Raw genomic sequence first — 13902 nt, 5'->3', positions numbered from 1 at the left:
CCATCTGATGCCGGGTTCCGGTGACCTGCCGACCGCGATATGAGGGCATGGGTACTCGGGAGCGCAAAGTACGAATATAGCCGCATCGCGCCACGCCGCGCAAGTGCGGATGCTTGCGCCGCCCCGCGGGGTCCGGTATACGAGGCCACGGCCTGCCGGATCGATCCGACCGGGCCGGGCGCGGAGCCCCGCCGTCCCGCCGCCGCGGCAGACTGGTCGGATGCAGGAACGCACCGGCCGCCGACGCGGAGACGACTCCGAGCACCCCCGCGCCGTGCTCGCCAGCGGGTACACCGCGCGGATCGAGCCCGACCGCCACTCGCCCGACGCGGCGACCCTGGTCGTCGACGGCACTCCGCAGTCGCACGTCGACCTCGCGGATCCGACGCACCTCTCCTTCGAGTACGTCCGCCGGATCGGCCACGCGATCGACCTCGTCGCCCCCGAGGGCGACAGCGTCACGGCGCTCCATCTGGGCGCCGGAGCGCTGACCCTCCCCCGCTACGTCGCCGCGACCCGGCCGGGCTCGCGCCAGCAGGTCGTCGAGATCGAGGGCGCTCTGGTCGAGTTGGTGCGCGAGGCGCTCCCGCTCCCCCGCGGCGCGCAGATCCGCATCCGCCAGGGCGACGCCCGCGAGGTGCTCGGCAAGCTGCCGCCCGGGCTGCGCGGCACGGTCGACGTGGTCGTCGTCGACATCTTCTCGGGCGCGCGCACTCCCGCGCACGTGACCAGCGCCGAGTTCTACGGGGCGATCGCGCCGCTGCTCGCCCCCGGCGGCCTGGTCGCGGTGAACGTGGCCGACGGCGGCGCGCTCGCCTTCGCCCGCGCCCAGGCCGCGACGCTCGCCTCCGTCTTCGCGCACACCGCGATCATGACCGACACCCAGATGCTCAAGGCCAAGCGCTTCGGGAACGTGGTGATGCTCGCCTCGGCCGATCCGCTGCCGCTCGACGGCCTGCCGCGGCGCCTCGCCTCCGACCCCGCGCCCTCCAAGCTGGTGCAGGGGCGGGAGCTCGAGAACTTCATCGCCGGCGCCCTCGTCGTCACGGACGAGACCGCCACCCCGTCGCCGCTGCCGGCGCGGAGCATCTTCCAGGTGCGACGGGGCTGACCCGGGCCGCGCGTCGGGGCGCCGTCCGGGGACCCGCCGGTACACTCGACGCCGGGGTCAGCGACCCCGACCGTCTTCTCGTCCGCCGCGCGCGACGATCCGGATCCGCACTCCACGAGGAAGCATCGCCCTGAGCATCATCATCCGCCACGACCCCGCGACCCTCCACGAGGAGATCGACGTCGACGCCGCCCAGGAGCGCCTGGAGGAGGTCGGCGCGCTGCGCAGCCTCGCCGCGCTCACCGAGAAGGCGGAGCTGCTGCGCCTGCTCGGGCGCGTCGACGAGGCGTGGGACCTCGCGAACGAGGCCGTGCGCCGCACCCGCTTCTCCGGCGACCGCGCCGAGCTGCTCACCGCCCGCGTCCGCCGCGCCCGCCTCATGCAGCTGCGGGGCCGCACCGACGAGGCCCTCTCGGAGCTCGCGCTCTGCGTCGAGGAGGCCCGCACGCACGAGTGGCACCTCGAGCACTCCTTCGCGCTCAAGCACCGCGGCCTCACCTTCTTCGAGCTGGGCGAGTACGGCCGGGCGATGCGCGACTTCGACGCCGCGACCGCCCTCGGCGAGCGCGTCGGGGTCCCCGAGGAGGAGCTCGAGGTCGCGCGCCTGGGCTACGCCGCCGCCTCCGAGTTCCAGGACGGGACCGACCGCGAGGCCCGCACCGACGGCACCGCCCGCGGCCGCCGCCGCGCCGACGGCGACGAGTCCTAGGCAGCGCCACCGGTGGCCGACCTCGAGGACGTGGCCCGCTGGGCCGACGCGCTGATCGAGGAGCACCTCGACCACTCCTGGTCCTTCGCGCTCGACCACGCGCGCACCCGCGGCGGCGCCTGCCACTGGACGCGCCGCCGGATCACGGTCTCGCGCCACCTCGCAGCCCGCTGGAGCGACGAGGAGGTCCGGCAGACACTCCTGCACGAGGTCGCTCACGCGCTCGCGGGGCCCGACGCCGGGCACGGACCGCAGTGGCGGCGGATCGCGGCGCGGCTCGGCTACACGGGATCGCGCACCCACAGCAACCCGACCGCGGACGAGCTCGCGCCGTGGGTCGGCACCTGCCCGGGCGGACACCTCTTCTACCGCCATCGCCGGCCCACCCGGCCCCTGGCCTGCGGCCGTTGCGCGCGCCGGTTCGAGCCCGCGAACGCGATCCAGTGGCGGCGCCGACCGGTCCCGGCGCCGTGACCGCGGACGAGGCCCCGCACGGCGGGCGCACGCCGGTCACCGGGCAGTGGCTCCCCGAGGCCGACGGCCGGCGCTGGTGGTTCGACTCCGGAAGCCTCGCACTCGACTTCGCCACGACGGGAGCACTGCCTCCGGGAGCGGCCGAGCACCTCGACTCCGACGCCGCCCTGGCCGCCTGGCTCGCCGAGCGCTTCGAGGCGGTCGGCCCCGAGAGCCGGGACGCGCGCCTGGATGACGCGCTGATGCTCCGGGGCGCGATCGCCCGGCTGGCCGTCGCGGCCGAGGCCGGCACCGCGCTCGACCCGCGCGACGTCGACGTGGTCAACCTGGTCGCGGCGATGCCCGACATCCCGCCGGTGCTGGGCGGCGGATCGCGGCAGGCCGGACGGCTCCACGCGGCGGGCAGGCAGGCGCTCGCGTCCATCGCCCGGGAGGCCGTGGGGCTGCTGGGTCCGGCCGCGACCGGACGGCTGCGGCGCTGCGCGGATCCGGAGTGCCGGATGCTCTACCTCGACACGTCCCGAGCCGGGTCGCGCCGCTGGTGCTCGATGCAGCGCTGCGGGAACCGGTCGAAGGTCCGGGCCTACCGGGCGCGCGCCGCCGCCCCGCGCGGCTGACGCACCGCGCGGCTGACGCACCGCGCGGCTGACGCACCGCCGCGGCACCGGGAGCGGCACCGCGGCGGGACGGGTCAGTCGGAGACGCGGACCGAGCGGTCGAAGGCGACGTAGCCCGAGAAGTCCTTGCCGACGCGGTCGAACGCCGTCGGGTAGGGGTGCGGGTACGACCAGGCCTTGTCCTTCTGCAGGCCGTCGCCGGTCTGCACCGAGAAGTACTGGCACTCGCCCTTCCACGGGCAGGTGTAGGGCGTGGGGCTCTCGACGAGCACGCCCTCGGCGATGCTCGACGGCGGGAAGTACCAGTTGCCCTCGATCGAGATCAGGTCGGAGTCGGGGGCGTCGGCGAGGACGACGTCGTTGAGGACGGCTTTCATGCGGGCCAGCTTTCGGTCGGGGCGGGGGGCGGAGGGACCGCCTCCGCCGAACGCTACGCCGGGGGCGGGCGAGTGGTCGAGGCGGCGGCTCGGATCCGCAGGGGCTTGTGCGCTCCGCGGACGCCCTGCACCTCTCGGAGGCCGCGCCCGCCGGAGCGGCGGGTCAGCGGAGGACCGCCACCTCGTCGACGGTGTCGACCCGGGCGGCGGCGCGGACCTCGTCCGCCCGCCCCTCGGCGGCGAGCAGGCGGCCGGACTCGGACGCGGTGAGCAGATGCGCGCACGCCCGGCGCAGGCCCTCGTAGGACGCGCAGGCCACCGCGGCCTCGGGCGAGACGTGGTCGATGCCCAGCCCGATGAGCGCGTCGACGACGGCGCCGGCCGCCAGCTGGTCCTCCATCGCGAACCGCGCCGCTCCGCTGTCGTCGACGTCGCCGAGTGCGATCACGTTGACGCTGGTGCGCCCGCCGTTCTCGTGCTGGCGCTCCAGGATCCAGCGGGCGACGGCCGAGCGGTCGGCCAGGCCCGCGCGGACGACGCGGCCCTCCACTCCCCCGAGGTCGGGGCTCTCGCCTCCGGGCAGAGCGTCGACGAGCACCGTGACGTGGGCGGGGGCGAGCACGCGGAGGGCGCGGGCCCCCCACTCGAAGCGGATCTGGTAGGTCGACTGGTCGACGGAGGCGGCGGGAGCGGTCACCCTGACACGGTAGCGAGCACCGGAGGCGCATACACGTCCGGGGCTCCGCGCGCACCCGGTTCCTGCGCAGGGGCGGGCGGAGGAGGATGTCCCTCGTGAAGGTGATGCTCAAGCACGTGCTCGACACCGACGCCGACTCCGCCTGGCGCGCCCTGCAGAGTCCGGCCGTGTTCCGGGAGGTGATGTCCCCGCTCCTGACCGCCGCGTCGCTGGACGAGGGCGGCTTCCGCCCGACCTGGGGGCTCGGCTCCCACGAGGTCGCGATGGACGCCCTCGGGATCGTGCCGATGGGCGCGCAGGAGATCGACCTCTCCTACCGCCGCGTCCCCTCGATGCCCGACGTGCGGATCCTGCGCGACAGCGGCGGGCCCCTCACCGGCTCCCTCCGACTGATCACCGCGTGGGACCACCGCATGGCCGTCGCCCCGCTCCCCGACGGGCGCACGCTCTTCCGCGACCGCCTCGAGTTCTCGGCGGGCCTCGCCTCGGCCGCGCTCTGGCCGTCGATGTGGGCGTTCTGGCAGTGGCGCGGCATCCGCATCCGCTCCCTCGCCCCGTCCTGGCGCCACGATGTCGGTGCCGACACCCGCCCGCGCGGGGAGTCCGCCGCATGAGCCCCGACGGTGTCGCCGAGGAGGAGACCGAGCTGTCGCGCTCGGAGCTCCTGCGCCTCCAGTGGCCCTCCGCCGACGAGGAGGAGCAGGACGACGACGGCGTCTCGCCCCGCCGCCGCCTCACGACGGCGGTCGAGGTGTCGGACTGGCGCCGCCACGTCCAGGCCCTCTACGCGGAGGTGCGCCGACTCTCGAACGTGGACCTGCTCGCCGCGCACGCGTCCTGGATCCGCGGGCGCAACGCGCTCTTCGCGCAGCACCCCTCCACCCCCCTCCTCCCGGCCGACCGCGCGCACTTCCGCTCGCTGCCGATCGCGCCCTACGACGCGGCCTGGCGCTTCGAGCTCGAGGTGGCCCCGGCCGAGGAGGCGCGGCGGATGGACGTGGAGACCGGCACCGACGGCACCGTCCCCTTCGAGCTGATCGGCACGGTCGAGGTGCCGGACACCGGCAGCCTCGACGTCTGGCGCCTGGCGTCCTACGGCGGAGGCCTGTTCCTGCCGGTCAAGGACGCCCTCGCGGGGACACCCGGCGGCACCTACGGCGGTGGCCGCTACCTCCTGGACACCGTGAAGGGCGCCGACCTCGGTCCGGGCTCCGCCCCGGGGACGCTGGTGCTCGACTTCAACTTCGCCTACAACCCCTCCTGCGCCTACGACCCGGCCTGGGCCTGCCCGCTCGCCCAGGCGGGCAACCGGCTGCCGGTCGAGGTGCCGGTCGGCGAGCGCTACCGGGGCTGACACCGACCCTGGACGTTCTCGGAGGGGCGGCCGATAGCTTCCGGGCGGCGCCGTCGTGCGCCGGAAAGCAGGAAAGCCGCATGCCCCGTCCCGTCCTCCTCGTCACCGGAACCTCCACCGGCATCGGCCGCGCCACCGCGATCGAGGCCGCGCGCGCGGGCTGGCGGGTGGTCGCCACAGTGCGGGATCCGGAGCGGGCGGAGGGCCTGCGCGCCGCCGCCGCCGAGGCCCGCGTCGAGCTCGACCTGCGGGCGCTCGACGTGACCGACGCGGACTCCGTCGCCGGCTGCCTCCGCGCCGTGGAGGAGGAGCTCGGCGGTCTCGACGCCCTCGTGAACAACGCCGGAGCCGGCCACCTCGGCACCCTCGAGCTGGAGGATCCGGAGGAGCTGCGCCGCGTGATGGAGGTCAACTTCTTCGGCACCGTCGCGGTCACCCGCGCCGCGATGCCGATGCTGCGCTCGTCCCGCGGCCGCATCGTCACCGTCTCGAGCGTCGGCGGCGCGATCGGGCAGCCGTTCAACGAGGACTACTGCGCGGCGAAGTTCGCGGTCGAGGGGTTCTTCGAGGCGCTCGCCCCGGTCGCCGCCTCCGTCGGCGTCCACGTGTCGCTGATCGAGCCGGGAGCGGTCCGCAGCAGCTTCGTCGAGAACGTCGGCATCGACGCGGCGGCGATGCTCGCGCAGGCCGGCCCCTACTCGCCGGCGCTCGGCGCCTACCTCGACCGCGCCGCGTCGTCCTTCTCCTCGACCCACGCGCAGGACCCGTCCGACGTCGCCGCCGTCATCCTGAAGACCCTGCGCGACCCGGAGCCGGCCTTCCGCGTGCAGACCTCGGACTGGGCGGGCGACTTCGTCGGGACCAAGCTGAGCGACCGCGACGGCTCCCGCGTGCAGGCCGCGATGCGCGGATGGATCGGCATCCACTAGAGTGGGATGGTGCGAGCGCAGCGACTGCGCTCCCCCGCGTCGTAGAACGCCCCTTGTCCCCTAGGACTCTGACCGTCGAGGATCCGTCCCGACCATCTGGCGCACGTGCATGAGGCCCCCGGCCGCGCGCACCGAATCGTACGGCGAACGGATGTGACCACCGTCACCTTCGCCCGAACGCCGATCACCCGCGCCCCGGCCACCGCCCGCGCGTCCTCGATCGGCATGATGCCCCCGAAAGGCACCACTCCATGTCGAACACCCCCCTCTCCTTTAGCGCCCTCGGCGTGCCGGCCCCCCTCGTGGCCGCGCTCACCGCGAGCGGCATCACCGAGCCCTTCCCGATCCAGGTCGACACGCTGCCCGACACCCTCGGCGGACGCGACGTCCTCGGCCGCGGCAAGACCGGCTCCGGCAAGACCCTCGCCTTCTCCATCCCGATGATCGCCCGACTCGGCGGCTCGCTCGCCGGCGGACGCCGCCGCCCCGGCCGCCCGCTCGGACTCGTCCTCGCGCCGACCCGCGAGCTCGCCACGCAGATCACCGCCGCGATGCAGCCCCTCGCCGACGCGTACGGCATCGTCACCACCACGATCTTCGGAGGCGTCTCGCAGCAGCGCCAGGTCGCCGCGCTCAAGCAGGGCGTCGACATCGTCGTGGCCTGCCCGGGCCGCCTCGAGGACCTGATGAAGCAGGGCTTCGTGAACCTCGACGCCGTCGAGATCACCGTCCTCGACGAGGCCGACCACATGGCCGACCTCGGCTTCCTGCCGGTCGTCACGCGCATCCTCGACAAGACCCCCCGCGGCGGGCAGCGCCTGCTGTTCTCCGCGACGCTCGACAACGGCGTGGACAAGCTGGTCAAGAAGTACCTCCAGAACGAGGTGCTCCACTCGGTCGACGAGGCCAACTCGCCGGTCGCGCTGATGACCCACCACGTGTTCGAGGTCGACGGCCTCGACGCCAAGAACGCTCTCGTGAAGACGCTCGCGTCCGGCACCGGCCGCCGCATCCTCTTCATGCGCACCAAGCACCACGCGAAGAAGCTCGCCAAGCAGCTCACCGGCCAGGGCATCCCCGCGGTCGACCTGCACGGCAACCTCTCGCAGGTCGCCCGCGACCGGAACCTCGCCGCGTTCGGCGCCGGCACCGTCAAGGTCCTCGTCGCCACCGACGTCGCCGCCCGCGGCGTGCACGTCGACGACGTCGAGCTCGTCATCCACGTCGACCCGCCGATGGAGCACAAGGCGTACCTGCACCGCTCGGGCCGCACCGCCCGCGCCGGCAGCGAGGGAGACGTCGTCACCGTCGTCCTGCCCACGCAGCGCAGCGACGTGAAGACCCTCCTCCGCAAGGCCGCGATCCAGGTCGCGCCCCAGCAGGTGACGGCTGACTCGGCCGCCGTCGCGAAGCTCGTCGGCGACGTCGCTCCGTACGTCACCCCCAGCGCCGTCGTCGAGCCCGTCCGCGGCCAGTCGCAGGGCGGACGCTCGCAGGGCGCCAACGCGCAGCGCAAGCGCGCGGCCCGCACCGAGGGCACCGCCGCACCCCGCGGCGGACGCTCGACGGGTGCCGCGACCGGCGGAGGCGACCGCCCCCGCCGCGACCGCACCGCCGCCGAGGGATCCGCCCGCGGCGGCGCCCGCGGAGGCCGCAGCCGCTCGGCCGCCGGCGCCCCCTCGACCTCGGGCGGATCGCGCTCGTTCTACAGCACCGCGACCGGCGGAGCGGCCTCGGCCGCTCCCGCCCGCGAGTCCGCCGGCGGCGGCGCCCGCCGCGGCGGCCGCCGCGCGCAGGGCTGAGTCCGATTGTGCGCCGCGGAGCGGCGCACCGCGGTCGGCTTCAAGCACGGTTGCGATACGCAGAGCATGTCGCGACCGGGGGCTGAGCGTTCGGTGATCGCACCTCAGCGCTCGTCCTGATCAGGGCGCCGACATCACGAAGGGCCGGGGCCCGCGACTACTGGTCGCGGGCCCCGGCCCTTCGTCGTTCACGCTTCACCTCTTCGAGCGGAGTCCCGCGCAGGGAGCTCCGGAAGTCCTCACCGCGTCCTGATCAGGCGATTCCCTGCTGCGCCGTCGTCGGGCAGGGGCGCCGCCTCTCCTCGCCCGGTCACAGAGGTCCCGTGGACGCCGGATCCACGAGCCGAACGGCCGAGTCGCGTGCCGGCGGATCGGTCCAGGCGGACGCCCGACACTCCAGCCGGCCCGCCATCCTTGCGAGCCGACCGCGGCGCGCCGCTATCGGTGCGCAGAAGGGAGCACCGCGGCCGATCCGCGCCGCTAGGACAGGCGGCCGACGGAAGCGAGCGCGGCGCGGATCAGCGCGCCCCGCCCGCCCTCCATCTCGGCGGAGATCGCGTCGGAGCAGGCCTCGTCGGGGGTCATCCAGGTGAGCTCGAGGGCGTCCTGGCGGGGGTCGCAGGTGCCGGTGACGGGTACGACGTAGGCGAGGGAGACCGCGTGCTGGCGGTCGTCGGTGAACGGTCCCATGCCGGGCATCGGGAAGTACTCGGCGACGTGGAAGGGGAGCGGGCTCGCGGGGAGGAGGGGGAAGGCCATGGGACCGAGATCCTTCTCGAGGTGGCGGAACAGCGCGTCGCGCAGCGTCTCGCCGTACATCACGCGGCCCGAGACTATCGTGCGGGTGATCTGGCCGGAGGGGGTCGCGCGCAGGAGCACGCCGACCTCGGTGACCTGCCCGAGCCCGTCGACCCGGACGGGCACGGCCTCCACGTACAGCAGCGGGAGCCGCCGACGGATCTCGGCGAGTTCGTCGTCGGACAGCCACCCGGAGTTCGGGTCAGGGGTGCGCACGCTCATGCAGCCATTCTCACCCTTCGCGGCTGGTGTTCCGACCGGCGGCGGCGATCCCGCACTCAGGGGGATGATGGTGCGATGGGAATCGACGCGAACGCGGTGCTGTGGTCCTCCTCCGAGCGCGACCGCGTCGGCAGGCCACTCCTGGTGCTGCTGCACGGCTACGGCTCGCACGAGGGGGACCTGTTCTCGCTCGGCGCCTACCTGCCGCTGGAGCCGGTCCTCGCGTCCCTCCGGGCGCCTCTCGCCCTGGGCGGCGGGGCGAACGCGTGGTGGCCCCTCCGGGTGCCGCTGGTGCCTGACGAGCCGCGGGCCGATCCCGAGGCCGTCGAGGCGGCGGCGGCGGGTGTGATCGAGTGGCTCGACGCTTTGGAGCACCCGGGTCCGGTGGGGCTGCTGGGCTTCTCCCAGGGCGCCGCGCTGGCGGTGCAGCTGCTTCGGCGCGCGCCGGGCCGCTTCGCCTTCGCGGTCGCCCTGTCCGGGTTCGTGGTCCCGCTCGCCGAGGGCGACGACGCGGACGAGCGGCTCGCCCGCGAGCGTCCTCCGGTGTTCTGGGGCCGCGGGACGCTCGACACGGTGATCCCGGAGGAGCTCGTGCGGGACGCGGCGGCCTGGTTCCCGGAGCACACGGCGCTCGACGCCCGGGTCTACGAGGGCGTCGCCCACGGAGTCGGGCAGGCCGAGCTCGCCGACATCGGCACGTTCGTGCGTCTCGGCTTCGCCTGACGGGCGGACTCCCCCGCGTCAAGGGCTCGCCCCCGGGCCGCGGCCCCGGCAATGTCGGAGGTGGCAGGGAGGATGGATGCATGCCGGACGTCCTCGAGCGCTTCTCCCCCGCCACGCGCGCGTGGTTCGAGGGCGCGTTCCCGGCGCCGACCGCCGCCCAGGAGGGCGCCTGGTCGGCCATCTCGAGTGGAGCGCACGCCCTCGTGGTCGCTCCCACCGGCTCCGGCAAGACGCTCTCGGCCTTCCTCTGGGCGATCGACCGGCTCGTGCAGGGCCCGCCGCCGGAGGATCCGCAGCACCGCACGCGCGTGCTCTACGTCTCGCCGCTGAAGGCTCTCGGCGTCGACGTCGAGCGCAACCTCCGCTCGCCGCTCGTCGGCGTCACCCAGACGGCGCTGCGGCTGAGCGCCGAGGGCATCGGCAGCGCGCCGGCCACGGTCACCGTCGGGGTGCGGTCGGGAGACACGCCCGCCGCCGAGCGGCGCGTGCTGCAGAAGACGCCGCCGGACATCCTGATCACGACCCCCGAGTCGCTCTACCTCATGCTCACCTCGGCGGCGCGCGAGTCGCTCCGCGGCGTCGAGACGGTCATCGTCGACGAGGTCCACGCGGTCGCGTCGACCAAGCGCGGGGCGCACCTCGCCGTCTCCCTCGAGCGGCTCGACGCCCTGCTCCCGAAGCCGGTGCAGCGCATCGGCCTCTCGGCGACGGTGCGCCCGCGCGAGGAGGTGGCCCGGTTCCTCGCCGGCCGCTCCCCGGTCGCGATCGTGGCTCCGGCGTCCGAGAAGCAGTGGGACCTCAGCGTCGTCGTCCCGGTCGAGGACATGTCCGAGCTGGGGACGGCGGCTCCGCAGGACGGATCGACGATGGGGGCCACCGGTCCGCAGAGCGGGTCGATCTGGCCGCACGTCGAGGAGTCGATCGTCGACCGGGTCCTCGCGCACACCTCCTCCATCGTCTTCGCGAACTCCCGCCGCCTCGCCGAGCGGCTGACCGCCCGGCTCAACGAGATCTACGCCGAGCGCCGCGAGCTCGCTGCGGAGCGGGCGCGCGAGGCGGGCGAGCCCGTCGCGGTCGGGGCCCTGCTCGCCGAGGCGGGCTCCTCCTCCGTCCGCCGCTCCCCGGCCGAGGCGATGGGAGCGGCCGGGGGCACGAGCGGCAGCGGGCAGTCCGCGCCCGACGAGGAGCCACTGCTCGCCCGCGCTCACCACGGCTCGGTGAGCAAGGAGCAGCGCGCGATCATCGAGGACGACCTGAAATCCGGCCGTCTGCGCTGCGTGGTCGCGACCTCGAGCCTCGAGCTCGGGATCGACATGGGCGCGGTCGACCTCGTCGTCCAGGTCGAGACGCCGCCCTCGGTCGCGAGCGCCCTGCAGCGCGTGGGCCGAGCCGGCCACCAGGTCGGCGAGGTCTCGCGCGGGTCCTTCTACCCCAAGCACCGGGCCGACCTGCTCCACTCCGCCGTGACGACGGAGCGGATGCGCTCGGGACTGATCGAGGCGATCGCCGTCCCCGCGAACCCGCTCGACATCCTCGCGCAGCAGACCGTCGCCGCGACGGCCCTCGAGAGCCTCGACGTGGACGACTGGTTCGACACCGTCCGCCGCAGCGCCCCCTTCGTGTCCCTGCCCCGCTCCGCCTACGAGGCGACCCTCGACCTGCTCTCGGGCCGCTACCCCTCCGACCAGTTCGCGGAGCTGCGGCCGCGCCTCGTCTGGGACCGCGACGCGAACACGCTCACCGGCCGGCCCGGCGCCCAGCGCCTCGCCGTCACCAGCGGCGGCACCATCCCCGACCGCGGGCTCTTCGGCGTGTTCATGGTCGGCGAGCCGGGCTCGACCGGCAACCGCGTCGGCGAGCTCGACGAGGAGATGGTCTACGAGTCCCGCGTCGGCGACGTCTTCGCGCTCGGAGCCACCAGCTGGCGCATCCAGGAGATCACCTACGACCGCGTGATCGTGACGCCGGCGTTCGGCGAGCCCGGGCGCCTCCCGTTCTGGAAGGGCGACTCGCAGGGGCGCCCCGCCGAGCTCGGCGAGGCGATCGGGGCGTTCACCCGCGAGGTGGGCGCCGCAGCCCCCGAGACGGCGCGCGAGCGCTGCACGGCGGCCGGGCTCGACGAGTACGCGACCAGCAACCTCCTCTCCTTCCTCGACGAGCAGCGCCGGGCCACCGGGCAGATCCCGGACGACCGCACCCTCGTGCTCGAGCGCTTCCGCGACGAGCTGGGCGACTGGCGGCTGGTGCTGCACTCCCCGTACGGGATGCAGGTGCACTCGCCGTGGGCGCTCGCCATCGGCGCTCGCGTCCGCGAGCGGCACGGGGTCGACGGAGCGGCGATGGCCGGGGACGACGGCATCGTCGTGCGGATCCCCGACACGGAGTCGGAGCCGCCGGGCTCCGAGCTGTTCCTGTTCGAGCGCGAGGAGCTGGAGCAGCTGGTCACGAGCGAGGTCGGCGGCTCCGCCCTCTTCGCCGCCCGGTTCCGCGAGTGCGCGGCGCGGGCGCTCCTGCTCCCGAGGTACAACCCGGGCAAGCGCTCCCCGCTCTGGCAGCAGCGGCAGCGGGCGGCGCAGCTGCTCGACGTCGCCCGCACCTACCCGACCTTCCCGATCATCCTCGAGACCGTCCGCGAGTGCCTCCAGGACGTCTACGACCTGCCCGCGCTGCTCCGGCTCGCCGCGCGGCTGGACGGGCGCGAGCTGCGGATCCTCGAGGTCGAGACGCCGACCGCCAGTCCGTTCGCGCGGTCCATGCTCTTCGGCTACGTCGCGGCCTTCATGTACGAGGGCGACAGCCCGCTCGCCGAGCGCCGTGCCGCGGCGCTCTCGGTCGACGCGACGCTCCTCGGCGAGCTGCTCGGCCGGGCGGAGCTGCGCGAGCTGCTCGACCCGGCCGTCCTCGCGCAGATCGAGCGCGAGCTGCAGCGCGTCGAGCCCGAGCGCCGCCTCCGCGGGCTCGAGGGCGCCGCCGACCTGCTCCGGCTGCTCGGCCCGCTGACGCTCGACGAGCTCGGGGAGCGCCTGGTCGACGAGTCGGTCGCCTTGGCGGACGTCGCGAAGGCGCCCGCGATCGAGCGCGCGGTGCTCGAGGCCGACGTCGCCGCGCTCGTGAAGGCCAAGCGTGTCCTGCCCGTCGGGCTCGGCGGCGAGCAGCGGTACGCCGCGATGGAGGACGCCTCCCGGCTCCGCGACGCTCTCGGCGTGCCCCTGCCGATCGGCGTCCCCGTCGCCTTCATCGACCCGGTCCGCGATCCGCTCGGCGACCTCGTCGCCCGCTACGCGCGCACCCACGGCCCCTTCACCGCCGCCGCCGTCGCCACCCGCCTGGGCCTCGGCGTCGCGGTCGTCACCGACACCCTGCGCCGCCTCGCGGGCGAGCGCCGCGTCTCGGAGGGCGAGTTCCGCCCCACCGGCACCGGGACCGAGTGGTGCGACGCCGAGGTGCTGCGCCGCCTGCGCAGCCGCTCTCTCGCAGCGCTCCGCAAAGAGGTGGAGCCGGTCGACGCGGCAGCGTACGCCCGCTTCCTCCCCGCCTGGCAGCACGTCGGCGGCTCGCTCCGCGGCATCGACGGCGTGGCCTCCGTGATCGACCAGCTGGCCGGCGCGCCCATCCCCGCGTCCGCCTGGGAGTCGCTGATCCTGCCCGCCCGGGTGCGCGACTACTCCCCCGCGATGCTCGACGAGCTCACCGCGACCGGCGAGGTCCTCTGGGCCGGCGCGGGCACCCTGCCCGGCAACGACGGCTGGGTGAGCCTCCATCTCGCCGACACGGCAGTGCTGACCCTCCCCGTCCCCGCCGCCGAGTCCGTGACCCTGACCGAGCTCCAGCAGGAGATCGTCGGCGTGCTCGGCTCGGGCGGCGGCTACTTCTTCCGCCAGCTCTCCGACGCGGTCGGCTCCACCGACGACGCGGGCCTCGTCGAGGCCCTGTGGGAGCTGGTCTGGGCCGGGCTCGTCACGAACGACACCCTGGCGCCGCTGCGCACCCTCGTCGGCTCGACCGGCGGCGCCAGGGTGTCGTTCGTGACGAGCCCGGCCCAGACCAGCTCCCACAGGGCCTCGTCGAGGCCCGCGTCGTCGGTGGAGC

Annotated in this window: 13 protein-coding genes; 10 read left to right on the top strand and 3 right to left on the bottom strand. The window is 74.7% G+C overall.

The genetic code is table 11. The features are described from left to right. Window positions 1-220: 220 nt before the first annotated feature. The 4 genes from C5B98_RS12180 (at window position 221) to C5B98_RS12165 (ending at window position 2911) form a co-directional block, all read left to right on the top strand. Window positions 221-1111 carry a spermidine synthase gene (locus C5B98_RS12180; protein ID WP_104250884.1) on the top strand — a complete coding sequence of 297 codons (891 nt, stop codon included), beginning with the start codon at window positions 221-223 and terminating at the stop codon, window positions 1109-1111. A 310-nt stretch (window positions 1112-1421) separates the two neighbouring features. Beyond that, complete coding sequence (locus tag C5B98_RS17035) at window positions 1422-1820, top strand: hypothetical protein (protein ID WP_181065529.1); 399 nt, start codon at window positions 1422-1424, stop codon at window positions 1818-1820. 12 nt (window positions 1821-1832) lie between these two features. After that, complete coding sequence (locus C5B98_RS12170) at window positions 1833-2294, top strand: SprT-like domain-containing protein (RefSeq protein ID WP_104226767.1); 462 nt, start codon at window positions 1833-1835, stop codon at window positions 2292-2294. Continuing rightward, the gene (locus tag C5B98_RS12165; RefSeq protein WP_104226792.1) at window positions 2291-2911 is read left to right on the top strand and encodes a CGNR zinc finger domain-containing protein; all 621 of its coding nucleotides are present in this window, start codon (window positions 2291-2293) and stop codon (window positions 2909-2911) included. The genes C5B98_RS12170 and C5B98_RS12165 overlap by 4 nt, the downstream gene beginning before the upstream one ends. A 74-nt stretch (window positions 2912-2985) precedes the next feature. On the opposite strand, the gene C5B98_RS12160 is transcribed toward C5B98_RS12165, so the two are convergent. Then, window positions 2986-3288: a DUF427 domain-containing protein gene (locus tag C5B98_RS12160; protein ID WP_104224584.1), complete on the bottom strand. Its 303-nt coding sequence runs from the start codon at window positions 3286-3288 to the stop codon at window positions 2986-2988. Window positions 3289-3451: 163 nt separating this feature from the next. Continuing rightward, a complete protein-coding gene (locus C5B98_RS12155; protein WP_104233930.1) occupies window positions 3452-3985 on the bottom strand; it encodes a 2-phosphosulfolactate phosphatase in 534 nt (177 codons plus the stop codon). 86 nt (window positions 3986-4071) lie between these two features. On the opposite strand from C5B98_RS12155, the gene C5B98_RS12150 reads away from it, so the two are divergent. From C5B98_RS12150 to C5B98_RS12135, 4 genes are all read left to right on the top strand, one after another. Next, entirely contained in the window at window positions 4072-4599 is a 528-nt protein-coding gene (locus tag C5B98_RS12150; protein WP_104238079.1) for a hypothetical protein, read from the top strand. Further along, window positions 4596-5339: a DUF1684 domain-containing protein gene (locus tag C5B98_RS12145; protein WP_104226769.1), complete on the top strand. Its 744-nt coding sequence runs from the start codon at window positions 4596-4598 to the stop codon at window positions 5337-5339. The genes C5B98_RS12150 and C5B98_RS12145 overlap by 4 nt, the downstream gene beginning before the upstream one ends. Before the next feature lie 80 nt (window positions 5340-5419). Then, entirely contained in the window at window positions 5420-6268 is an 849-nt protein-coding gene (locus C5B98_RS12140) for an SDR family oxidoreductase (protein WP_104233932.1), read from the top strand. A gap of 251 nt (window positions 6269-6519) precedes the next feature. Continuing rightward, complete coding sequence (locus C5B98_RS12135) at window positions 6520-8070, top strand: DEAD/DEAH box helicase (protein WP_104327872.1); 1551 nt, start codon at window positions 6520-6522, stop codon at window positions 8068-8070. Between the two features lie 480 nt (window positions 8071-8550). On the opposite strand, the gene C5B98_RS12130 is transcribed toward C5B98_RS12135, so the two are convergent. Then, window positions 8551-9090 (bottom strand): NUDIX hydrolase family protein, encoded by a 540-nt coding sequence (locus C5B98_RS12130; RefSeq protein ID WP_104225113.1) that lies wholly within the window; start codon window positions 9088-9090, stop codon window positions 8551-8553. Between the two features lie 75 nt (window positions 9091-9165). Between C5B98_RS12130 and C5B98_RS12125 the strand changes: the two genes are divergently transcribed. Both C5B98_RS12125 and C5B98_RS12120 read left to right on the top strand, forming a co-directional pair. Beyond that, complete coding sequence (locus C5B98_RS12125) at window positions 9166-9813, top strand: alpha/beta hydrolase (RefSeq protein WP_104250889.1); 648 nt, start codon at window positions 9166-9168, stop codon at window positions 9811-9813. An 80-nt stretch (window positions 9814-9893) separates the two neighbouring features. Beyond that, a partial coding sequence (locus C5B98_RS12120) for an ATP-dependent helicase (RefSeq protein WP_104327871.1) occupies window positions 9894-13902 on the top strand: 4009 nt, incomplete at its 3' end.

The organism is Rathayibacter sp. AY1A5, from assembly GCF_002930875.1.
Classification (GTDB): Bacteria; Actinomycetota; Actinomycetes; order Actinomycetales; family Microbacteriaceae; genus Rathayibacter.
Note: the sequence above shows the minus strand (reverse complement) of the source record. Positions and strands in the feature narration are given on the sequence as shown.